The sequence below is a fragment of the Stenotrophomonas lactitubi genome, assembly GCF_002803515.1.
Lineage (GTDB): Bacteria > Pseudomonadota > Gammaproteobacteria > Xanthomonadales > Xanthomonadaceae > Stenotrophomonas > Stenotrophomonas lactitubi.
Genome location: NZ_PHQX01000001.1, coordinates 2,176,041 through 2,196,008 on the forward strand (window position 1 = coordinate 2,176,041; position 19,968 = coordinate 2,196,008).

Consider the following 19,968-nt stretch of genomic DNA (forward strand, 5'->3'; position numbering starts at 1 on the left):
GCGCCAGCCATCGGCGCCCTACCCCCAACGGTCGAGGTCAACACTCACCCGATCGGGGGAGGCGGCCGTCGCAACCGTCGCCGGCCGAACAGGCGCGCGTCGAGCGAATAGGCGCCCGGCCCCAGAAGCAACAGTGCCAACGGCAGCAGCGACCATGGCAACGCCGCGCCCTGCCAATAGAGCCCCGGCACCGCCAGCGCAACCGCCAGCGGCGTCAGCAGGCCGGGCAACAGCAAGCCCGTTGCCGCCAGGCACAGCCACCACAACCCACCTGCAGCAGTGCCTGGCAGCAACAGCGCGCCGGCCACGCACACTCTCAGCCACAACAATCCCAGGCCCGGACCGCGATCGGGAAACATCACATACAAGCGCTGCATCGCCGGGCTCCATCTTCCATGTCGGCGTGATAGCCGACCCCGGTGCATCGCGCCTACCCCATTCGGGTCACCTGTGCCTGCCCCGCACCTGCCAGAATGCGCGTCATGCGTGGCCACATCTTCCCTCTCCCGCGTCGCCTGCCGGCGCTGCTGTCGTGCCTGCTGTTGTGGATCGCCCTGCCCGTGCTCGCTGCACAGCACCCAGTGATCAGCGACGGCATGCCCAGCTACCAGCACACCGCGTGGCGGGTGGGCCAAGGGGCGCCCGGCGATATCTGGGACATCGCCCAGGATCGTGAGGGCATGCTGTGGCTGGCGACCGGCTCGGGCCTGTACCGCTTCGACGGTCGCCGTTTCGAGCGCCAGGCGGCACCGGCTGGCACCCGATTCCCCTCCACCAACATGGTCACGCTCGGCCTCGATGGCGAGGGCGACGGCCTGTGGATCGGTTATTTCCAGGCCGGCATCAGCCAGTTCTCGCCTCAGCGGCTGCGCAGTTTCGGGCGAGCGCAGGGCGTGCCGGTGGGCGTGGTCCCGCGCTTCGCGCATGACCACAACGGACGCCTGTGGGCGGCAGTCAATGGTGGCCTGCGCTGGTTCGACGGGCAACGCTGGCAGGCTCCAGCCGCCGATGAAGGCGTGCCACGACGTCGTGTGCAATGGCTGCTGCAGGACAGCCACGGCACCTTCTGGGTGCTGGCCGACCTGCACATCTGGAAGCGCGCGGCGGGAAAGACCGCATTTGAAAACACCGGCATCGCCGTCTCGCAGATGGCAACCCTGGTGGAAAGCCCGCAGGGCGAGATCTGGCTGGCCGACCGCATCCGCGGCACTTCACCACTGGCCAACGCGCAGGGGCTGCTGCCCCCCAGCGAGCGCGAAGCGCGGCGCATGCCGGACCTGGTAGCCGCGCGGCTGCAGTTCACCGCCGATGGCGCACTCTGGGCCACGATGAGCCCGCACGGTGGCGTCGCCCGCGTCACCTTCGATGGCCAGCAGGCCGTGCGCATCGAGCGCTTCGACACACCGCAGGGCCTCACCGCGACCTCGGCGGTGCCGGTCATCGCTGACCGCGAAGGCAACCTCTGGGTCGGCACCAACCTCGGCCTCAACCGCTTCCGCGCCCGCAGCGTGCAGACGCTGGCCGTCGGCCCCAGCGATCCTTACCGCTCGCTGGTACGCGGCAGCGATGGCCGCGTGTACGGCTATGGCGAAGACCTCAAGCTGTTCGACCTGCAGCGCCCGCTGCTGGCCGGTAGCGCGGTGCAGTTGCAGGCCGCCGCGCAGCGGGCGCCCACGCCGGTCTGGCAGTTCGACTGGATCAACCTCGCGCGCACGGTGGGCGGCCACACCACGCGCATTCCCTTGCCCGCACCGTTCACCGGCCAGCCCCTGCATGCCCTGCTGTTTGCCGACGATGACCAGGCCTGGGTCTGCGCCGGTGAGCAGGCGGTGCTGCAGTACGCGGATGACCGCTGGCGACGCGAGACGCGGCTGCCCGAGCAGGCCTGCTCGTCGCTGGCGCGTGCCAGCGACGACGCGCTGCTGCTTGGCTATTCCGACGGCACGCTGCGCCGTCTGGATACCGCATCGATCGCCACGTTCGGCGCGGCACAGGGGCTGTCAGTCGGCCCGATAACCGCGCTGCTGCAACATGACGATCTACTGCTGGTTGCCGGTGAGGCGGGCCTGGCCGCGCGCCTCGGCAACGGCCGCTTCCTGCCCGTACGCACCAACACCACCGGCATCCTCGAAGGCATTACCGGCATGGTCGCCGATGCCCAAGGGCGACTCTGGCTCAACGGCAGCCGCGGCCTGGTGCGGCTCGAAGTCGCTACCCTGCGCAGCGCACTGCGCGACGGCCAGCCCGTTGCCCCGCGCCTGTTCGATGCCGTCGATGGCATGCCCGGCATTGCCCTGCAAAGCGGCCCCATCCCGACCGCCGTACTGGCCGCCGACGGCCTGCTGTGGCTGGCCACCAACCAGGGCCTGGCGTGGCTGGATACCCTGCAGCCGCACATCAACAGCATGGCCCCCGGGGTGCGCATCGGCGACGTGCTGTATGGCACCACCCAGACGCCGTTGCAGGAGGGCTTGCGCCTGCCGGCCGGAACCTCCCAGCTGCAGATCGACTATGTCGCGCTGTCGCTGGCGCGGCCCGAGCGCAACCGCTATCGCTACCGCCTGTCCGGCGTGGACGACGGCTGGCAGGACGCCGGTGGCAGCACGCGCGCTTACTACACCAATCTGGCGCCGGGTCATTACCATTTCGAGGTGGAGGCTGCCAACGAGGACGGCATCTGGAGCCGCACGCCAGCCATCCGCAACTTCCGGATCGCGCCCACGTTCCTGCAGAGCGTCTGGTTCAAGTTGCTGTGCGTGGTGCTGGTGCTGGCCGTGCTGATGTTGGCCATCCGCATCCGCAGCGGCCAGCTCGCGATGCTGTTCCGCGCGCGCCTGCAGGAGCGCAACGGCGAACGCGAACGCATCGCACGCGACCTGCACGACACCCTGCTGCAGGGCAGCCAGGGGCTCATCCTGCGGCTGCACGCCATCAGCCAGTCCTCGCATACACCGGAGCCGGTGCGTACCCAGCTGGAGGCGGCGATGCAGTTGGCCGAACGGAATCTTGCCGAAGGCCGGGAACGGGTCAACGCACTCCGTGACGGACCGTTTGCCGGTCGCGACCTCGCCTCGGCGCTGGCCGATGTGCACGCCGAATACGCGGGCCAAGGCACCAACCCGCTGCGCCTGACCGTGGAAGGCAGCCCCCCGCCCCTGCAGACCGATGCCGCCGAAGAAGTGTTCCTGATCGGACGCGAGGCCATCCGCAACGCGTTGCGGCATGCGCAGGCCAGTGCCATCGAAGTGGAGCTGTCCTACGGCACGCGCTGCTTCCTGCTGCACGTACGCGATGATGGTGTCGGCATTGCCGACGAGGATGCCGGCCGCGGTCATTGGGGCATGCAGGGCATGCGCGAGCGCGCACATCGGCTGGGCGCGGAACTGCAGTTGTGGACCCGACCGGGCCTGGGCACCGAAGTGGCGCTGTCCGTGCCGGCCCGTCGCCTGTATCACCGCCGTCCATCGCGCTGGCGCTGGCCCTGGAGCAGACCCACCCATGACTGAATCCCTTCCTCCCATCGGCGTACTGGTGGTCGATGACCATCCCCTGCTGCGCGATGGCTTGGCGGCATTGCTGAGCACGCACACGGACCTGCGCCTGCTCGGCGAAGCCGCCGATGGCGAAGAGGCGCTTGCCCGCTACCAGCAGCTGCAACCGGATGTGGTGCTGATGGACCTGCAGATGCCACGCATGGACGGCGTGGAAGCGATCGTGCGGATCCGCGCGCTTGATCCACGTGCACGCATCATCGTGCTGACGACCTATCGTGGCGATGTGCGTGCGGTGCGTGCACTGCAGGCTGGGGCCAGCGCCTACCTGCTGAAGGACACGCTGCGCCACGAACTGGTGGACACCATCCGCATGGTGGCCAGCGGCCGCCGCGCACCGATACCGGCAGAGGTGGCGGCCAGCATCGCCGCGCATGTCGTGGAAGACCGGTTGTCGCCGCGCGAAACCGAAGTACTGCGCCACGTGGCCGGCGGCCTGTCGAACAAGCGCATCGGCGAACGCATGCTGATTTCCGAGCAGACGGTGAAGGCGCACATGAAGAGCCTGATGGACAAGCTGGGCGTCGGCGACCGCACCCACGCGGTAACCCAGGCGCTGCGCCGCGGAATCATCAGCCTGGATGACACCGGTCAGGATTGAGGGGGGTTCGGCCGGGCTGCGCCCGGCACCCGCCGAATCAACGTCAACGTCAACGTCAAAGGCGGGCTACCCGTGGGATGGCGGGGTGGGTCCGGTTGCGGGGGACGCCGTAAACCCATCCTTGGGGGCTTGGCCGCGGCATCCATGCCGCGGACACCCCCGCAACCGGACCCACCCCGCCTTCGACAGATCTCCGCGATCTGCCCGGATGACATGACCTGCTCTTGGTAGGTGTCGACCTTGGTCGACACGTAGATCCACGCCATGCGTGGGTGCTCTTCGTTCAATTGTCGAAATATTAGATTTCGATGGAGATTCATCCAGCACGGGATGGGTCCATCAGACACCAGAAAACTGTCGAAGGTGGGGCGGTGTCGGATTGCGGGGTGTCCGCGCCATGGATGGCGCGGCCAAGCCTACAGGGACGTACTTGCGGCGTCCCCGCAATCCGACACCGCCACGCCCTCCCACGGAATGCACGCACGCTGTTGCTGTTGCTTGCGCAGTGGCCTCTGCAGGTGCAGGGCGCAGCCCTGCCGAACACCCCCTCAACGCAGGCGGATCAGCAGGCTGCCACCAGCACAGATCGTCGCCAGCCACGCCACGCCCTGCCATCCCCACTGCGCCAACGCCAGGCTGCCCAATGCACCGCCGCCGGCCATGCCGATGAACATGCCGGTGAACAGCAACGCGTTGAGGCGACTGCGTGCCGGCGGCACTAGGCCGTAGACCAGGGTCTGGTGCGCGACCAGCGCCGACTGGAAACCGAAATCGAACAGCAACGCGCTGACCACCAGCAACGGCAGCAACGCAGCGGCCGGCAGCCAGGACTCGGCCAGCAACAGGGCAAAGCCTGCCAGCGCGACGGCGATCGCCAACCGCGCTACCGCAGGGCTGCCCAAGCGATCGGCGAAGCGGCCAGCAACGGGCGCAGCCAATGCACCCGCAGCACCGGCAATACCGAACGCACCCGCGGCGGCGCTGCCCAGACCCAGCCGTGCATGCAGCATCAGCGCCAGCGTCGACCAGAACGCACTGAAGCCCACCGCCAGCAGCGACTGGCTGGCCACGGCGCGACGCAACTGCGGCTGCTCGCGCCACAGTGCCAGCAACGAGCCCAGCAACGCGGGGTAGCGCAGCGTGCTGGCCGCTGCGAAGTGCGGCAGTGCCCGTGCCATCACCGCGCCCATCGCCAGCACCGAGAGTGCAGCAAGGCCGAACTGCACGCGCCAGCCCCAGGCTTCGGCCACCACGCCGCTGACCACGCGCGACAGCAGGATGCCCAGCAGCAGGCCGGTCATTACCCTGCCCACCACCTGCCCACGCTGCGCATCCGGCGCCAGCACCGCAGCGGCCGGCACGATGTCCTGCGCCAGCGTGGCCATCAGCCCGACCAGCAGGCTGGCAACAAGCAGCCCAGGCAACTGGCCGGCCAAGGCCGCCGCACCCAGGGCCAACGCCAACAGCACCGACTTCAGCAGGATCAGGTTGCGCCGGTCGAAGCGGTCGCCCAGCGGAGCCAGCAGCAGGATGCCCAGTGCGTAGCCCAGCTGGGTCAGGGTCGGCACCAGGCCCACGACGCGCTCGCCGGCACCAAGATCCTGGGCGATCAGGCCCAACATCGGCTGGCTGTAGTAGAGCGAGGCCACCGAGAAGCCCGCGCCGGCGGCCATGGCCAGCACCAATGATGGGGCGGGCGCAGCGCTGGGCGCAGTGGTGATGGTTGAGAGCGAGGGAGTGGACATGGGGGCATCCGGAAGAGAAGTGGGGCGTAGCGTGCCTATATTCGCTGCGCGTCTGTAGTAGGCTCACTTACATACTTGTCATACGTCACGCGCATGAACGACCTTGCCTTGGGTGGCGACCGCCTGGACCTGCTGCGTACTTTCCTGCGCATCGTGGACAGTGGCAGCCTTTCTGCTGCTGCCCTGCAACTGGGCACCACCCAGCCCACCGTCAGCCGTCGGCTTCAAGCCCTGGAGCGGCAACTGGGCCTGCGCCTGCTGCAACGGTCCACCCACGGCCTGCTGCTGACCGAGGACGGCCAGCGCTGCCAACGCCATGCGCAGCGGGTGGTGGACGAATGGGAAGCGCTGCAGGCCGAGCTGCACGGCCAGGCCCAGATGCTCAGCGGGCGCCTGCGGGTGATGGTGCCGCACGCATTCGGCCAGGCGCAGCTGCTGCCGACCATGCTCGATTTCCTCGCCCAGCATCCACAGTTGAGCCTGGAGTGGATCCTTGAGGACCGCCGTCCGGACTTCATCGCCGAAGGCATCGACTGCGCGGTGCGGGTCGGCACGGTCGATGAACCGCGCATGGTCGCCCTGCCGCTGGCCGAAGTACCGCGCATCGTGGTGGCCGCACCCTCGCTGGCCGACGCGGGTTCGATCACCACGCCCGAACAGGCGCAGGCATTGCCGTGGATCTCGCTGGTCACCTACTACCGCGAACGTCTGTTGCTGCACGACGCGCAAGGCCGCGCACACACGCTGTCGATCACGCCACGCCTGCTCAGCGACAACCTGTTCGTGGTGCAGCAGGCTGCACGTGCTGGCTTGGGCGCGGCGGTGGTTTCGGCTTGGCTGGTGGCCGACGATCTGGCCGAAGGACGGCTGGTGCAGCTGCTGCCGGACTGGCAGGCACCGCCGCTGCCGGTGCACCTGGTGTTCCCTGCGGCGCGACAGCAACCCCTGCGCCTGCGCGCCTTCATCGACGCGATGAAAGCCGCGCTGCCGCAACTGCATGGCATGCGGCCGGCACCGCGCTAGGCGCTGCCGGCCACATCACCGCGGGCGTGGTTCTACTTCGCCGCGGCATTCCAGCCAGCGACCTTGGCCTTGGTGTCGGCCAGCATCCTGTCCAGCGCCGCGCGATCGTACACATCGCCGCGCAGGATCACGCTGTCGATCTTTTCGGTGGCGGCGATGTCCTGCAACGGATTGGCGGTCAGCAGTACCAGATCGGCGGCTTTGCCCGTGGCAACACCGCCATAGCGCTGCATCTGGCCAAACCAGGCCGGGCCGGAGCGGGTCGCGGCCGACAGCGCCTGCGGTGCACTCAGACCTTCCTTCACGAACAGCTGCAGCTCCTGGTGCAGGCCGATACCCGGATAGTTGAACGAGTTGAGGAAGCCCGCATCGGTACCGGCGATGATCGTCACCCCCGCTTCCTGCAGCAGCGGCAGCACTGCGGCCACCTGGTGGTACTGCGCATGGCGCGCTTCGATCTGCGCGGGCGTCGCCTTTGCAGCGCGCCCCACGCGCCAGGTATAGGTCGCACGCAGGCCCGGGCCGATGTAAGCCAGATATGGGTCGTTGGCGTGGTCGTCCTGGTCGAGGAAGTCGAGGATACGGCCGCCGTTGAGCGTGGGCGTCACGAATACGCCGCGCTTGGCGAAATCACGATAGGCATGCAGCGCGGTTTCGCGATCGAAGCTGGCGTCGAGCCGGCGGTTGGCCTCGGCGCGGTCGATGCGCCCGGCGCCGAAATCGGCGGCGATCTGCGCTTCATCCTTGCTGCCAGCCTTGAAGGCATAGTCCAGGTGTTCGATCGAGGCCAGGCCTGCATCCACTGCCTGTTCCACCGTCAACGCCATCGGAATATGGCCTGAGGCCTTGAAACCCGCCTTGCGCGCGGCGCTGGCCGAGTACAGGAACAGTTCCGGGGTCAGCGTGCTGTCGGTGATCTTCACGAAGTCGACCTTGTCGTGCTGCAGGCGCTCGATCGCCTTGTCCGCGTCGGCCTTGCTGCCCACCTCGATCGTGCCTTTCCAGACCGGCTTGATGCCTTCGATCTTCGCACCGGACGTCAGCAGGCGCGGGCCGAACAGCGTGCCGTTGGCGATTTCACCGCGCCACTGCAGTACCTGCTGCGGAAGATCCCCGGAGCAGTCACGGATCGTGGTGATGCCGTGGGCGATGTACAGCGGCAGCAGCGCCTTGTTCTCTTCCACCAGCGCCGGGCCGCCACCGAAGTGCACGTGCATGTCCCACAAGCCCGGAATCAGGTACTTGCCCTTGGCGTCGATCTGGCGGCTGGTACTCCACTGGCTGCGCACCTGCGCATCGGGACCGACCGCGACGATGTCCTCGCCACGGATGACCACGCTCTGCCCGGGCATGCTGCGTGCGTGCTCGACATCGACCACCGTGGCGTTGCGGATCAGCAGATCGGCGCGTTCGGCGGCAGACGCCGACAGCGGCGCAACGGCAAGAAGGATTGCAAGGGACAACGGACGGGAACGCAACATGGAGAGCATCCTGGTGGGCACGGCAGCGTGCGGGTGGAAGGGGCGGTTGTCAGCGCGTCGCGCCGTGCTGGCGCAGCAGGGTTTCGATGTTGGTGTAGCCGCGTTGCCTAGCATGCGCCAGCGGCGTTACGCCGTCGCCATCGGCAAGCTCGGGGTTGGCACCGGCGTCCAGCAGCATTTGCACGATCTGCACGTGGCGCGGGCCGCCATCGCCAAGCAGGATCGCCTCCAGCAGCGCCGTCCAGTGCAGGCGATTGACATGGTCAACGGCGACGCCGGCGCGCAGCAGCGTACGCACGGTAGCGACGTGGCCGCGTTCGGCAGCGGGAATCAGCGCGGTACCGCCGTAACGGTTGGTGCTGTGCAGGTCTGCGCCGTGGGCGAGCGTCAGCGCCAGGATCTCATCCAGCCCGCGCGCGCCAGCGTACAGGTAGGCGCTGTCCTGCATCGCGTCCTTGGCATTGACGTCGGCGCCGGCCTCGATCAGCTCACGCGCCGCGTCCACGTTGTTGCCGTGGGTGGCCAGCAGCAGGGCCGTGCGGCCCTGGCCGTCACGCGCCTCCAGATCGGCACCCGCGTCCAGTGCCTCGCGCACGGCCTCGACATCGCCGCGGCTGGCGGCATCGCGCAGCTGCGCATCGGCATCGCTGCTGGAAGTCGCCGTGCACGCTGGAATCACCATGGCCAGCAGGCACAGCAACAGCATGCGAGCCACTGCCGAACGACGCCGCCGGGAGCGAGGGGGATGCATCATGACTCTCCTCATGCGCGATGGCGCCGGCCATTGCCGGCCCCTGCCCTGCATGGTAGAAGTCGGCACGGGTATCCAGAAGTGAAATGTTCAAATGCAAGACAGTGCCAAATCGAATAGAACAGTGTTCGAACTGGACCTGCTGCGGGCTTTGGTGATGGTCGCCGACTGCGGCAGCTTCACCACGGCTGCCACCCGCCTGCACTCGACCCAGTCCACGGTCAGCCAGAAGATCCGCCGCCTGGAGGAGCTCGCCGGTCACCGCCTGCTCGAGCGCGGCCACCGCGACGTGCATCCCACCGATGCCGGGCACACCCTGCTGGGCTATGCCCGGCGCATGCTCGACCTGAACGAGGAGCTGGCACAGGCCTTGGCCGGCGCCACCGTGGAGACCGCGGTGCGCATCGGTGTGCCGGAGGACTTCGTCAACGCTCAGACCACGCGCATGCTCGCTGCCTTCAGCCGCCGCCACCCGCAGGTCAAACTGGAAATCAGCAGCGGCCTCAGCCGTGATCTGGCCCACGGTTTCGATCATGGCGAGCTGGACCTGGTGCTGGTCAAGCAGCGCCGCAACACCCGCCAGGCCGTGCATTGCCGGCGCGAACCGATGCACTGGATCGACAGTCTGCGCAGCAGCAGCCTGCAGCAGGACCCGCTGCCACTGGTCACCTTCCCGCCACGCGGGCTGTACCGCGACGAGATGATCCAGGCCGTCGAAGCGCTGGGCCTGCGCTGGCGCATCGCGTTCACCAGTTCCTCGTTGAGCGGCATCCAGGGTGCGGTGGCGGACGGCATCGGCATCAGCCTGCTGCCACGTCGCGCGGTCAACCGCGAACACCGCATCATCGATGGCGAGCGCGACCTGCCGGTGGTCGACAACTACGAGATCGGCCTGCTGCATCGCGCCGATGCCGATGACGCGGTGCGTGCACTGGCCGCTGAACTCTGGCGGCAGGTGCAACGCGATCCGGAATAGTCGGCAGGGCTACGCCCTGCACCCATTGGTAGTGCCGGCCGCTGGCCGGCAACCTCAACAGCCGAAGCAACATCAACAGCAACAGCAGGCTTCCTGAGGGATGGCGGGGTGGGTCCGGTGGCAGGGGCCGCTGCAAGTACGTCCATGTAAGCTCGGTCGCCGCATCCATGCGGCTCACGCCCCTGCCACCGGACCCACCCCGCCTTCGATAGATTCCCGCGATCTGTGGGAATGGCATGGCCTACTCTTGGTGGGTGTCGACCTTGGTCGACACGTAGATCCACGCCATGCGTGGATGCTCTTCGACCAGATATCGAAATATTCGATTTCGATGGAGATTCATCCACGCATGGCGTGGATGTGCCAGATGACGGGAAGCTGTCGAAGGTGGGGCGGTGTCGGATTGCGGGGTGTCAGCCGCATGGATGCGGCTGCCAAGCCCCCATGGATGGGTTTACGGCGTCCCCGCAATCCGACACCGCCCCGCCTCCCACGGGATGCACGCCTTTGCTGTTGCTGTTGCTGTTGCTGTTGCTGTTGCTTCTGAGGTTGCCGGCCAGCGGCCGGCACTACAGCGGGTGCCGGGCGCAGCCCGGCCGCTACAGCCAGCGCCCGGCGACCACCACGCGTCGCTCGCCCGGCACCCCGGCTACCGCCGCCGGGCCATGGTCGGCACGCACCGCCACGAAGGTGGCCGGAAGATCGTCTGCAATGCCGTACTGCGGCAACCCGATCACCTCCGCCGCATGGGCGGTGACCATGTCCAACGCCAGCATCAGGTCCGCATCGGTGTAGAAGCCCGATCGATAGCCCAGCAGCATCGCCCGCTGCAGCAGGTCGCCATTGCCGTAGGGCCACCAGCAGTCGCGGATGTTGTCGTTGCCGGCAAACACGCGTACACCCGCGTCGTGCAGTGCGCGCAACGGCGGGAACGGATGGTCGCCCGGTGCGTTGCTCATGATCGCTACGCCTGCGGCAGCCAACGCCTCACCCACCTGCAGCGCCCGTGCCAATGGCACCTCGCCCAGCGCATAAGCGTGACTGACCGCCACCCTGCCCTGCAGGCCCGCCGCGCGCGTGCGCGCCGCGATCCGTAGCAACTGCGCCAACCCGGTCTCGCCCGGCTCGTGCAGGTGGATGTCCAGGCGCACGCCATAGCGCTCGGCCAGCCCGAACAACAACGCAAGCTGGCCGTCGGCATCCCCGTCCAGCGTGCTCGGGTCGATGCCACCCAGTACTTCCACTCCTGCAGCAATCGCCTGTTCCAGCACCGCCGCCGTACCCGGGCACGACATCACCCCCGCCTGCGGGAACGCCACCAGCTGGATGCGCATGATGTCGGCACAGCGCAGCGCCGCCTCGCGCACGGCCTGCAGATGCTGCAGGCCGGTACTGCCATCGATGTCGACGTGGCAACGCATCGCCACCGTACCGAATCCGCTGCACTGGCGGATCAGCGCCTCGGCACGGTCCGCCATCGGTGCAGCGGCGGCAATCGCGGCCTTCTCCACCGCCAGGCGTTCGCGCAGGCTGTTCACTGGCTGATGCGGATGCCAGCGGTCGCCGACGAAGCTCTTGTCCAGATGGATATGGCCGTCGACCAGTCCCGGCAGAACAGTAAAGCCGGTCAGGTCGACGCTTTCGGCCTCCTCCGGTGCGGCATCGTCGCTGTTGATGCCGACGAAACGGCCATCACGGACATGGAAATGCAGTGGGGTGCCGTCGCGATCGACGCCACCATGGACGAACTGCAGAGTCATCTGGATCTCCCGGAAAGCCAATACTGGCGCCATCCTGCCCGTCACCGCTGCCATCGGCCAACGAAATATCCGCATGCCATGCATTCACCGGCACGATGAATCCCGCCCGCGACCCTGCGCCGCAGGGACGCCGGATGCACGCCTGAACGGGTAACATGGGCGCCTGTTTCCGCTGTGATGCCGCATGGGCCCGTCCGACCGCCACGATCGTCTTCGCCGCTGGCAGGCCGCGTCCCTGTTGGCCGCCGCCCCGATCGCCAGCCTGTCCGCCACCGATGCCAACGCCAGCGCGCCCCTGCAGGCACCGCCGGGCCAGCAGCGGATCGCCTCGGCTGCGCTGGTCGAGGTGCTGCACCAGCGCGTGCTGACCGGCCAGAGCGCCACCGCCACCCTGGAAAGCTGGTGCGCCGAGCACGGCCTGGCCGAGCAGGCCCGGGTCCGCGCGGTGCGCGTGCATGGCCAGGACAAGCCGGCGCCGGCCGACGTGCTGCAGGCCCTGGGCGCCGATGCCTCCACGCCCCTGCGATACCGCCGCGTGCAGCTGGCCTGCGGCAGCCGCGTGCTGTCCGAGGCCGACAACTGGTACCTGCCCGACCATCTCAGCCCGGCCATGAACCAGGTGCTCGACACCACCGACGAGCCGTTCGGCCGCGTGGTCGGTCCGCTCGGCTTCCAGCGCCAGACCGTGACCGACCAGACGTTCTGGCCGCCGCGCGGCGAAGGCGACCATGGCGTGATCCTGGAAGTGCGCGCCCTGCTGCGCGACCGCCAGCAGCAGCCTTTCAGCTACGTCATCGAGTCGTATCTGGTGCAGGCACTGCCGTAGCGTTTCATCCGGCCGGCATATCCCGACCTACTGGGTGGTGATGCCGTTGGCAGCCGGATCGGCGGAGAACACGAAGCGGCCCGAATGCAGGTTCCGGCCCAGGGTGTACTCGGCCGTTGCGAATGCATAGACGGGGGGCGTATTGCCGTCACCGAAGGAGCGTGCCCAAGCGCTGAAGCCGTCGTCGGTCCGGCTGCGGATCTCGCCCAGGCACAGGCTGTAACCGCACGCGAACGAGACAAGGTCCGTATTTCCGTCCAGTGCAGCGGTCACCGCTGACCTGTACAGCGCGGTCAGATCCTGCGCTTCCGGGTTGCGCGCCACGTCCTGCTCGAACTGGCCGACCGCCTGTGCGAATGCTTTGTTCGAGCCGACCACCGCCTGGAATCTTTCGACGGACATCGCCCCCTCGCTCAACAGGCTCCTTTCGCCGGAGAGGAAAGCCGCACCCGATTGAGTGGCCCCCGGAGCAACGACTGCAAGCCCTGGCGAAGCGGCGGCAGTACCTGCGGGTGTTGCCGCGGCGTGTGCCGGTGTCGCTGCCTCACTCCGGTCGGCAGGCGCCATCGCAGCATCCATGGCAGCAACAGGTGGTACTTCTTGCTTGCTGCTGCAGCCCGCAACTGCCAACACCACAACCATCAGATGACGAACGTCCATGCGCTGCTCCCTCCTTGGTGAGCTTGTGAGCATGCCACTCCATGGCGCTGGAAGCGAAGTGCCAGACAAAGAAAAGCCCGGCAATGCCGGGCCTTTCGTTTTCCGCTTCGATCAACGGAACCGGTAATCCAGCTCCACCCAGAACTGACGGCCATACGGGTCGTAGTTGCCGACCGGATAGAACGGCCAACCACCCCCATTCTTGTCCGCCGGCGGCCGGCTGTCGCGCAGGTTGTTGACGATCACACCCAGTGTCAGGTTCTCGCCGAACTGGCGGAACACACTGGCGTTGTAGGTCATGTACGGCGCGATGCGTCCACTGCCATCACTCTTGGGCAACGAACCATAGCGGTTGCCATAGATCGTCGCGGTCCAGTCGCCCTGGTTCCAGGTGATGCTGCCATTGGCCTTGCTGCGCCACTGCCAGTCATCCAGCGAATTGCGGATGTCGCGCACTTCGTCATCGGCAAACTGCTTGTACTCGTGCTCCAGCACCAGCGTGTAAGCCAGACGCGTGGTGAAGCGGCCATAGCGGCCCGCATCGAAGCGCCAGTTGCCCTTCAGGTCGATGCCGCGCACCGATTCGGACGCCGCATTGATCGGGTTGATCAGTACGCGGGTCACCTGGTCCGGCTGCACGGTGGCATTGGAGGGGTTGCGGATCACCCGCGACAGCGCGTCCTGGCACAGCGGCGAACCGATGTCGCGTGCTTCGCCGCCGAGGGTGCGACCCAGCCGGCAGTCGGCCTCATCACGCAGGATGCGGCTGGTGTCCAGGCTGGTCACCTCGTTGTCGATGCGGATGTCGTAGTAGTCGGCGCTGAAATCCAGCCCGGACAGCGGCGACCAGACCACGCCGAAACCATACGACTTGGCCGACTCCGGCTGCAGCTGCGGGTTGGCGCGGTTGCTGTAGTCGATCGACAGGCCGTTGTAGTCGCAGTTGTCGTACGACTGGCCGGCGGTGCGGCACCGCCAGTAGTCGGTCATGCCCGGGTTGTAGCCACGGGTCTCGGTGGCAAACACATAGTTCATGTCCGGCGCACGGAAGCTGGTGGCCGCAGTGCCGCGGATCAGCAGGCTTTCGATCGGACGGAATTCGACACCGAAGCTCCAGGTTGCCTTGCCGAGATGCTCGCCACCGGCGCGGTACTGGTCGTAGCGACCTGCCAGGGTGGTGGTCAGCGACTGCAGCAACGGCAGCTGCAGTTCAACACCCGCCGCATAGCGGTCACGTTCGCCACCGGCACCGATGCCGGCGCTGGTGTTCCAGAATTCGCCGGTGCCCAGGCGTGGGTCCGGGCGGTTGCGATAGCCCTGGCTGCCCGCTTCGACCACCGCGGCCAACGCGGCGTCGCCACCCGGCAATGCGAACAGGCGACCATTGACCGTCGCACTGAAGGTCTGCAGCCACGCTGCGTTGCGGCTTTCCTGGTAATCGGACAGGCGACCGTACTCATCGGGCGTCAGCGGCCGGAACAGGCGCGACGGATCCGGCGCGTAGACCTCCACGCCGTTGCGTACACCGAGCTGCGGACCGAGCAGGTATTCGTTGATACCGGCCAGCAGCACCGGGCGGCGCGTACGGTTCTCGTAGCGCGAGCGGCTGTAGACCGCCTCGTAGTCCCAGCCGCTGTCACCGAACTGGCCACGTGCACCGACATTGAACGACCACGAGTTTTCCAGGAAACGATTGGCGTTGCGTGGCAGGCCACCGATCTCCTCCGGCGCGAAGCGGCGGTACCAGCTTTCCAGGTTACCCGTGTTCTGGTTGTAGAAATAGTTGCGTGACGAGGTCCAGGTGGGCGCGCGCGTGTTGTTGTGGATCCGTGCGCTGCCCACGGCGACATCGGCGAACAGATCGGTGGTGTCGTTGACGTGGAAGGTCAGCAGGCCGTAACCGTTGAGGTTGCGCTTCTCGGTCTGCACGGTCCAGTAGCTGGCAGCGGCCTCGTTGCTGCCGCAGTACGCGCCCTGGCGCGGGTTGTTGGCGCGGAACACGCTGCCACCGAAGATGGCCGAGGCCGCATCGCAGCCAGCGACACCCGGATCGATGTTGCGACCGGTGGCTGCGTTGCGACGATAGGCGATGGCCGTCGGCTGTGGCGCCTTGCCGGTAGGATCATCGTCCAGCGAATCCATGAAGTCGCGCTGCCGCGCGTGGATCGCCTTGCGCACGTCCAGTTCGAAGCCGAACAGGCCTTCCCAGCGCTCGCCCGAGCTGCCGCCCACCACCTGCACGCGCTGGTTGTCACCACCACCCTGCTGGGTGCCGCCGGCACGCACGTTGACGTCCACGCCGTCGAAACGGTCCTTGAGGATGATGTTGACCACGCCGGCGATCGCATCGGAGCCGTACACCGCCGATGCGCCTGCGGCCAGCACCTCGATGCGCTCGATCAACGCACTGGGGATGTTGGCCAGGTTGACCACGTTCACCGAGCCCTCGTAGGCCAGCGGATAGTCGGCCTGGCGGCGGCCATTGACCAGCACCAGCGTGCGGTTCGGGCCGAGGCCACGCAGGTTGATGGTGTTCGCCGCCGGGGTGAAGGTATTGCCGAAGTCCTCGCCCTGCACGTTACCGGTGTTTTCAGTGAGCGCGCTCAACGCATCGAAGGCGTTGCGGTAGCCCTGCGCATCGATCTGCTCGCGGCTGATCACCGTGACCGGCGATGGCCCCTCGACGCTGGCACGCGGGATGCGCGAGCCGGTGACCTTCACTTCCTGCAATGAGGTGGGTGCGCTTTCCTGCGCGAAGGCCGGCAACGAGGCCAGCATCAGGGACGACAAGGCAAGCACCAGCGGACGCGGGCGCAGCGCCAGGGAAGAGGCGGACATGGGCTTCCTGGGGGAGTTGGGCGGGTGGTCCGGGGGCGCTGGCGACGGTGCGCGCATAACGATCCCGTAACGAAAGTGTCCTGAACGGATGGTTGCAACGGAAATGACCAGGCCTGATGGCCTTATGCCTGAACCGAATCAGACTGCAGGCGTCGGCAACACCGCGTTTGCAACTTCTTTCATTGTTCCAGTTCGCCCAGGTGCGGCATCGTCCCACCCCATGAACCGGTATTTCCCTGCTTCCCTGCCACCGCTGCGACCGGTGCTGCGCCGCCATCTCCTGCGACTCCAGCACGGGCCCGTCGTACTGCGCCCGCTGCAGCGTTCAGACCTTTCCGCCTGGCGTCACTACCATCAGCAGGTCGAACGCAGCAGCAACCTGCCTGGCCATTTCGATGCCGAAGCCCACTTCCTCTGCGGTGTGCAGCGTTCGCAGCTGCAACACGACAACGATCATCTGCTGCTGGGCAGCTTCGATGCAGTGGGTGAGCTGCTGGACCAGCTGAATCTGCGCCTGCATTGCGCGCATGCGCGCAGCGTCGAACTGCGCTGGCTGCATGCAGCAGGCTGTCCCCGGCAACGGCAGCTGCACGCTTCGTTGCAGGCGCTGTGCACGTTCCTGTTCGAACAGGTAGGAATCCGTCGCTTGTTCGTCCTGCTGCCGCCCAATGCAGGCAGCGAACTGGTCGCTACCCTGCAGGCGATCGGCTTCGAGCGCGAAGGCCTGCTGCGCGACCACCACCTGGATGCCGAGGGCTGGCAGGACCGCCAGCTGTACGCGCTGACTGCCCCCGTCTGGCTGCAGCGGCAGCCAACGGAAAACTAGCGCACCCGCTCCAGCGAAGCATCCGCGCCGGTCAACACGCTGCAGGCATGGTCCTGCAGCTCCTCGGCGCTGGCATCGTTGCCGCTGTCCGGGTCCAGCTGCGTGGCCAGAAGGATGAAGCCGGGCGCGCCGTGCACGTCCTCGTGCCCCGCCACCAGCAGGCTCCATTGGCCAACCTTGTCCACGCCGCTCAGGCCATAGGCCAGCAGGTTGAGCGGATTGGCAGTCAGCGCTTCGCCGGGCAGCAGCCGCGCCTGGTACTGATGGCCGCGCAACAGCACCGGCAGCGGTGCCCACTGCGTGCCGAGGATCGCGCGATTGTCTTCCAACGCCTGCAGAACGTCAGCGCGCAGGCAGTCGACGTGGATGTGCAGCTGGTGCTGCGAACGGCCATGTGGCGAATTCAATGCCAGGCTGGCGACGCTGCGCGGCAGCGGCTGGCCCAGCGCCTGTTCGGTGCGCGTGCGGGCCTGCCAGGCGGCAGCGAAGTAATTGGGTGCCCGACGCCGGTACAGCGCGGGGCTTTCGATGCCGCTGACCTTGTCCAGCGGCATCAGCAGGAACTGATAGTGGCCGTGCGCATCCTTGACCAGCACATCGCGGTGATCAACGGCAGGGCGCACCTGCAGGCAATCGCCGCGTGGCGACTGTGCGCCCTGGCAATCACGCTCGATCAGGCGCCACAGCGCATCCGAATGTGCCGGTGGCGGCGCGGGGGGCACGCTGGCACAACCGGCCAGCAACATCAGGGGCAGCAGCAGGAATCGCACGGCAACAACTCGCGGGATCAGGCGCGACAGGCAGCGCCGCGCGCCATTCTAGCCAGTGGAATGTGGCAATCAGTAGGTGCCGAACGGCACTTCAACCACGACCGGTGCACCCGTAGGCAGCAACTGCAGGGTATAGCGGTCCAGTGCGCCATCATCATCGGCCAGCGGCTGGCGATGGAACTGCAGGCGATAATGGGCCTCGCCCAGGCGCACCTCGCTGCCGTCGGCGGCCAGCGCGGCGGCGTCGGGCAGCAGCAGCCCGCCCAGATCGCTGTAGGCACCGGCAACATCGGCGAAACCATAGTCGGCCAATTCATCCACCCGCTGCATCGCATAGACATGCGGCAGGTACGGGCGCGCCGGGCTGCGGCCGTTGCTCAGATCGGTCACCCCGGCCTGCGGCAGGTGGTACTGCTCGCGAAGCGCGGCAACGCCCAGCGACTCGCTGGCCACCTGCAGGCAGCACACCGCGCGCTTGCCTTCACGGTCGAGGACCACGAAGCGATCACCCCGGGTGGCGGCCTGCGGCAGCATCGCGAACGCCAGGTTGCGCTGCGCCGGCTGGTAACCAGCTTCGGTCTGCAGGTTGCGCCAGCCACCAAACACCGGTGTTTCCGCAGCCGGCGCTGCGACCGGTTCGGCGGCCACGGCTGCCACTGCCATGCAAAGCAGCGACAGCACTGCCACCGCCTTCACTGCGTTCTGCCTGCCACGCAAACTGCCTGCCGTCATACCCGATCCAACACCTGCACCGGACTGGCCCGGTCTGCCCGCCGGCACGCTGCCGGCAACGCCGGCCACTATGCAGTGCGGCGGCCGCGCGGGCAATGACCCGAACGCTGCCGGGTTTCGCGCGGTCAGTGCTATCGTGCCGCCAATCCCCTGCGCAGGAGCGCCCGCATGACCATCCGCCTGACTCTGTTGCTGCCCGCCTCGGCCTTGTTGCTGTCGGCCTGTGTCAGCACTCCCGGCCCGGAGGTCAAGGGCAGTGGCCGCTGCGATGCCAGCCAGCTGGGCTGGGCCATCGGCCAGCCGGCCAACGAGCCGAACATCCGCCGCCTGTCCAGCGAAAGCGGCGCCGGCATGGTCAATCCCATCGGCCCGGCCACCATCACCACCAAGGACATCCGCCAGGACCGCCTGCGCGTGTTCGTGGACAAGGACAACATCATCACCGCCACGCGTTGCGAGTAAGCACGCCAGCGCCGTCGCGTAGAGCCGGGCCCATGCCCGGCTCCATGGCTCAGGGCTCGGTGTAGCCCGAGCACTCCGGCAGTGGCTGATCCGGCTGGTAAGCCCCTGAGGTGAAGCGGAAGACGCGCGTGTAGCTGCACTCCGCATCCTGCTCGGTGCGCAGATCCTTCTTCTTCAACTTTCCTTTGGCCAGCGAGTCCCGCTGTGGCGATACCCCCGCCGGATAGTTGCTGGCCTCGGTCCGGTAGCGCAGCACGGGCATGCCCTGCCCCTCGGTTGCCAACGCAAGTTCCGCATCGAAACTGTACTCGTCGTGGCAGGCACCCGCGCGCTGATCGAAATCGCGCTCGCTGAAACAGGCCCGGATCATCTTGTTGGCCGACCACGCAACGGACAGCACGTCGGCGTCCACCTGGACGCCATCGTCGAGATGGCGGATGCGCGCCAGTTGCAGGGTCGATGCGCTGGCACCGCCGCCGGAATACATCGCCCGGGCCTCCAGCAGACCGCCGACGAGCACGTTCTGCAGTGCCGCCTGTTGCGGATCGGCCACGGTCTGGCCTGCACCCGGGCCGGGGGCCAGGCGCACGATGAAAGGCCAGACCCGCAGGTCGCCATCGTCAACCACCTCGATGGGGACGTGTCGCATCTTTGGTTCGGCGTCATCACCCGCACGCTCGGCGACTTCCAGCGCTGCCGGCTGGTCTTGGCCTGTTGCGGGCAACGCCCGCACGCACCACTGGCCATCGGCAGTGCAGTAGCGCTCGGGGTCGTCCGCTCTCTGCTCGCCTTGCAGCAATAGCGCTTCCAGCCGGTTGCCCGCGGCATCGTGTTGAACGGGCGCGACGTCCGCCGCTGCCGGCAGCGACGATGCCAGCAGCAGGGCGGACAGCACGGCGTAAGCAATACGCGTGGAATTCATGATCATCCTGTGCGCGCCGGCACGTCCTTGCGAGGGGCCGATGG

At 67.4% G+C, this 19,968-nt stretch carries 17 protein-coding genes; 7 read left to right on the forward strand and 10 right to left on the reverse strand.

What is annotated here, in order from left to right:
• Positions 1-44: 44 nt before the first annotated feature.
• Positions 45-377: a hypothetical protein gene (locus CR156_RS10190; protein WP_100552770.1), complete on the reverse strand. Its 333-nt coding sequence runs from the start codon at positions 375-377 to the stop codon at positions 45-47.
• 96 nt (positions 378-473) lie between these two features.
• Here CR156_RS10190 and CR156_RS10195 point away from each other — a divergent pair, with 96 nt between their 5' ends.
• Both CR156_RS10195 and CR156_RS10200 read left to right on the forward strand, forming a co-directional pair.
• Positions 474-3,506 carry a sensor histidine kinase gene (locus CR156_RS10195; RefSeq protein WP_100552771.1) on the forward strand — a complete coding sequence of 1,011 codons (3,033 nt, stop codon included), beginning with the start codon at positions 474-476 and terminating at the stop codon, positions 3,504-3,506.
• Positions 3,499-4,152: a response regulator gene (locus CR156_RS10200; protein WP_100552772.1), complete on the forward strand. Its 654-nt coding sequence runs from the start codon at positions 3,499-3,501 to the stop codon at positions 4,150-4,152. Before CR156_RS10195 ends, CR156_RS10200 begins: the two co-directional genes overlap by 8 nt.
• Before the next feature lie 548 nt (positions 4,153-4,700).
• Here CR156_RS10200 and CR156_RS10210 read toward each other — a convergent pair.
• Complete coding sequence (locus CR156_RS10210) at positions 4,701-5,897, reverse strand: MFS transporter (protein ID WP_100552774.1); 1,197 nt, start codon at positions 5,895-5,897, stop codon at positions 4,701-4,703.
• Between the two features lie 93 nt (positions 5,898-5,990).
• Here CR156_RS10210 and CR156_RS10215 point away from each other — a divergent pair, with 93 nt between their 5' ends.
• On the forward strand, positions 5,991-6,920 hold the full coding sequence (locus CR156_RS10215) for a LysR family transcriptional regulator (RefSeq protein WP_100552775.1): 930 nt from the start codon (positions 5,991-5,993) through the stop codon (positions 6,918-6,920).
• Positions 6,921-6,952: 32 nt separating this feature from the next.
• Here the strand turns inward: CR156_RS10215 and CR156_RS10220 are convergent, their stop codons facing one another.
• Entirely contained in the window at positions 6,953-8,401 is a 1,449-nt protein-coding gene (locus CR156_RS10220; RefSeq protein ID WP_100552776.1) for an amidohydrolase family protein, read from the reverse strand.
• Between the two features lie 49 nt (positions 8,402-8,450).
• Complete coding sequence (locus CR156_RS10225) at positions 8,451-9,152, reverse strand: ankyrin repeat domain-containing protein (protein WP_100554134.1); 702 nt, start codon at positions 9,150-9,152, stop codon at positions 8,451-8,453.
• Between the two features lie 94 nt (positions 9,153-9,246).
• Here CR156_RS10225 and CR156_RS10230 point away from each other — a divergent pair, with 94 nt between their 5' ends.
• Complete coding sequence (locus tag CR156_RS10230; RefSeq protein ID WP_100552777.1) at positions 9,247-10,128, forward strand: LysR substrate-binding domain-containing protein; 882 nt, start codon at positions 9,247-9,249, stop codon at positions 10,126-10,128.
• Positions 10,129-10,727: 599 nt separating this feature from the next.
• On the opposite strand, the gene CR156_RS10240 is transcribed toward CR156_RS10230, so the two are convergent.
• The gene (locus CR156_RS10240; protein ID WP_100552779.1) at positions 10,728-11,888 is read right to left on the reverse strand and encodes an amidohydrolase family protein; all 1,161 of its coding nucleotides are present in this window, start codon (positions 11,886-11,888) and stop codon (positions 10,728-10,730) included.
• Between the two features lie 184 nt (positions 11,889-12,072).
• Here CR156_RS10240 and CR156_RS10245 point away from each other — a divergent pair, with 184 nt between their 5' ends.
• Positions 12,073-12,714: a hypothetical protein gene (locus tag CR156_RS10245; RefSeq protein WP_089235942.1), complete on the forward strand. Its 642-nt coding sequence runs from the start codon at positions 12,073-12,075 to the stop codon at positions 12,712-12,714.
• Between the two features lie 27 nt (positions 12,715-12,741).
• Here the strand turns inward: CR156_RS10245 and CR156_RS23175 are convergent, their stop codons facing one another.
• A complete protein-coding gene (locus CR156_RS23175; RefSeq protein ID WP_236510668.1) occupies positions 12,742-13,116 on the reverse strand; it encodes a hypothetical protein in 375 nt (124 codons plus the stop codon).
• 369 nt (positions 13,117-13,485) lie between these two features.
• Positions 13,486-16,212 carry a TonB-dependent receptor domain-containing protein gene (locus CR156_RS10255; RefSeq protein WP_100552781.1) on the reverse strand — a complete coding sequence of 909 codons (2,727 nt, stop codon included), beginning with the start codon at positions 16,210-16,212 and terminating at the stop codon, positions 13,486-13,488.
• A gap of 220 nt (positions 16,213-16,432) precedes the next feature.
• Here CR156_RS10255 and CR156_RS10260 point away from each other — a divergent pair, with 220 nt between their 5' ends.
• The gene (locus CR156_RS10260) at positions 16,433-17,038 is read left to right on the forward strand and encodes a GNAT family N-acetyltransferase (RefSeq protein ID WP_100552782.1); all 606 of its coding nucleotides are present in this window, start codon (positions 16,433-16,435) and stop codon (positions 17,036-17,038) included.
• Here the strand turns inward: CR156_RS10260 and CR156_RS10265 are convergent.
• Entirely contained in the window at positions 17,035-17,808 is a 774-nt protein-coding gene (locus CR156_RS10265) for a CDP-diacylglycerol diphosphatase (RefSeq protein WP_409349550.1), read from the reverse strand. The genes CR156_RS10260 and CR156_RS10265 overlap by 4 nt on opposite strands.
• A 69-nt stretch (positions 17,809-17,877) precedes the next feature.
• Positions 17,878-18,540: a decarboxylase gene (locus CR156_RS10270; protein ID WP_100552783.1), complete on the reverse strand. Its 663-nt coding sequence runs from the start codon at positions 18,538-18,540 to the stop codon at positions 17,878-17,880.
• Between the two features lie 168 nt (positions 18,541-18,708).
• On the opposite strand from CR156_RS10270, the gene CR156_RS10275 reads away from it, so the two are divergent.
• Positions 18,709-19,002 (forward strand): hypothetical protein, encoded by a 294-nt coding sequence (locus tag CR156_RS10275; RefSeq protein WP_025878511.1) that lies wholly within the window; start codon positions 18,709-18,711, stop codon positions 19,000-19,002.
• 49 nt (positions 19,003-19,051) lie between these two features.
• On the opposite strand, the gene CR156_RS10280 is transcribed toward CR156_RS10275, so the two are convergent.
• Positions 19,052-19,897 (reverse strand): hypothetical protein, encoded by an 846-nt coding sequence (locus CR156_RS10280; RefSeq protein WP_243381784.1) that lies wholly within the window; start codon positions 19,895-19,897, stop codon positions 19,052-19,054.
• Between the last annotated feature and the right edge of the window lie 71 nt (positions 19,898-19,968).

Bases quoted from the DNA above. Each gene is read 5' to 3' on its own strand.
- CR156_RS10190 (WP_100552770.1), bottom strand. From the start codon at position 377: ATGCAGCGCTTGTATGTGATGTTTCCCGATCGCGGTCCGGGCCTGGGA.
- CR156_RS10195 (WP_100552771.1), top strand. From the start codon at position 474: ATGCGCGTCATGCGTGGCCACATCTTCCCTCTCCCGCGTCGCCTGCCG.
- CR156_RS10200 (WP_100552772.1), top strand. From the start codon at position 3,499: ATGACTGAATCCCTTCCTCCCATCGGCGTACTGGTGGTCGATGACCAT.
- CR156_RS10210 (WP_100552774.1), bottom strand. From the start codon at position 5,897: ATGTCCACTCCCTCGCTCTCAACCATCACCACTGCGCCCAGCGCTGCG.
- CR156_RS10215 (WP_100552775.1), top strand. From the start codon at position 5,991: ATGAACGACCTTGCCTTGGGTGGCGACCGCCTGGACCTGCTGCGTACT.
- CR156_RS10220 (WP_100552776.1), bottom strand. From the start codon at position 8,401: ATGTTGCGTTCCCGTCCGTTGTCCCTTGCAATCCTTCTTGCCGTTGCG.
- CR156_RS10225 (WP_100554134.1), bottom strand. From the start codon at position 9,152: ATGCATCCCCCTCGCTCCCGGCGGCGTCGTTCGGCAGTGGCTCGCATG.
- CR156_RS10230 (WP_100552777.1), top strand. From the start codon at position 9,247: ATGCAAGACAGTGCCAAATCGAATAGAACAGTGTTCGAACTGGACCTG.
- CR156_RS10240 (WP_100552779.1), bottom strand. From the start codon at position 11,888: ATGACTCTGCAGTTCGTCCATGGTGGCGTCGATCGCGACGGCACCCCA.
- CR156_RS10245 (WP_089235942.1), top strand. From the start codon at position 12,073: ATGGGCCCGTCCGACCGCCACGATCGTCTTCGCCGCTGGCAGGCCGCG.
- CR156_RS23175 (WP_236510668.1), bottom strand. From the start codon at position 13,116: ATGTCCGTCGAAAGATTCCAGGCGGTGGTCGGCTCGAACAAAGCATTC.
- CR156_RS10255 (WP_100552781.1), bottom strand. From the start codon at position 16,212: ATGTCCGCCTCTTCCCTGGCGCTGCGCCCGCGTCCGCTGGTGCTTGCC.
- CR156_RS10260 (WP_100552782.1), top strand. From the start codon at position 16,433: ATGAACCGGTATTTCCCTGCTTCCCTGCCACCGCTGCGACCGGTGCTG.
- CR156_RS10270 (WP_100552783.1), bottom strand. From the start codon at position 18,540: ATGACGGCAGGCAGTTTGCGTGGCAGGCAGAACGCAGTGAAGGCGGTG.
- CR156_RS10275 (WP_025878511.1), top strand. From the start codon at position 18,709: ATGACCATCCGCCTGACTCTGTTGCTGCCCGCCTCGGCCTTGTTGCTG.